Here is a 1682-nt window from a genome sequence, read left to right as displayed (position 1 = left end):
TAATGATACTGATAAAGATTATCCGAAAGACAAACTGATACATGAAATTTTTGAGGAGAATGCACAACGATATTCTAATAGAATAGCATTGGTTCATGGTCCTTTGCGAATGACTTATGATGAGTTAAATAAAAAGGCTAATTCTGTTGCTCATCACCTGATTAGAACAAAAAAGGTCAAAAAAGGAGATGTAGTGGGGTTAATGATAGAACGTTCACCTCAAATGATAGCTGGTTTGTTAGGAATAATAAAAGCAGGAGCTGCTTATGTACCTATAGATAACGATTACCCTGACGATAGAATTAAATATATCATTAACGATTCACATTTAAGTTTGATTTTAACATCGGGAAATACTAAAGACCAGTTGTATGACTGTGATCAGTTAAATGTGGACAATATATTCAATAGTAGCTTTGTTGATAACCCCGGTATCTTGATAGATTATGATCAACTGGCATATTTAATATATACTTCTGGTTCTACCGGGGCCCCGAAGGGGGTTCAAATATGTCACAAGTCTATAATTAATTTCTCCTTTGCAATGAATCGGGCGTATGATGTCTCAAAAGAAGATTGCATACTACAATTCGCTACGATTAGTTTCGATACTTCCCTTGAAGAAATATTGCCTGCATTAACGACAGGAGCAAGCTTGGTCCTACGTTCTGATAGGATGCTGGATGGAATTAAGGAGTTTATAGAAGAAATTAGCCAGTCTAATGTCACTATTTGTACCTTACCAACAGCCTTCTGGCAAGTATTGACGAACGAGATAGTGGAACAGAACTTATCCTTGCCATCATCTTTAAGAATAGTTGGCGTCACCGGCGAAGCACTTAAAAAAGCAACAGTTGAAAAATGGTTAGATATTCCATCTCTGGATCATATCAAATTGGTAAATACCTACGGGCCGACTGAAGCCACTGTCAATGCAACTATGACCATGTTAAACAGAGAGTTAATAGACGGTTATTCTTCCATACCAATAGGACGACCCCTTGATAATCTAGAAGTGTATATTCTTGACTCAAATTTAAATATGCAGCCCGTGGGGGTCATCGGTGAGTTATGCATTTCTGGTATTCAACTTTCTGCCGGGTATCTGAACAATGATGCTCAGAATAAAGAGCGGTTTGTAGAGAACCCATTTAGAAAGGAAGCTCTGTTATACAAAACAGGCGATCTGGCAAAATGGCGTCCAGATGGCAACGTTGAGTATATCGGACGGATTGATGATCAAGTGAAATTAAGAGGTTTTAGAATCGAATTAGGAGAGATAGAGAATGCATTATCCAAAATTGAAGGCATAAAAGGTGCGGTGGTTACTGTGCCAAAAAAGAAAGATGGTACCGACTACTTATGTGGGTATTATACCGCATCCGAGGTAATTAAAGAGTCCCATATTATTCAACAGTTGAGGGCAAGTCTGCCAGAATATATGATTCCCTTCTCTTATGTTTTTCTTAATGAATTTCCACTAACCCCTAATGGTAAAATCAGTAAAAAGGATTTGCCAGTGCCTGTTGCAAACGAAAGTAAGAATTACTTTGCCCCTAAAAGTGAACTTGAATTAGTAATGACTGAAATTTGGTATAGGACACTATTATCATCTGACAGACAACTCGGTACAAGAGATAACTTTTTCGAGGTCGGCGGAGATTCAATTAAAGCGATTCAGA

Annotated in this window: 1 protein-coding gene; it reads left to right on the top strand. The window is 37.7% G+C overall.

The annotated features are described in order from the left end of the window. A partial coding sequence (locus E1163_RS00670; protein ID WP_155168599.1) for a non-ribosomal peptide synthetase occupies positions 1-1682 on the top strand: 1682 nt, incomplete at both ends.

The sequence above is a fragment of the Fulvivirga kasyanovii genome, from assembly GCF_009711405.1.
In the GTDB taxonomy this organism is placed as follows: Bacteria; Bacteroidota; Bacteroidia; order Cytophagales; family Cyclobacteriaceae; genus Fulvivirga; species Fulvivirga kasyanovii.
This window is presented reverse-complemented; position numbering and strand designations above follow the sequence as displayed.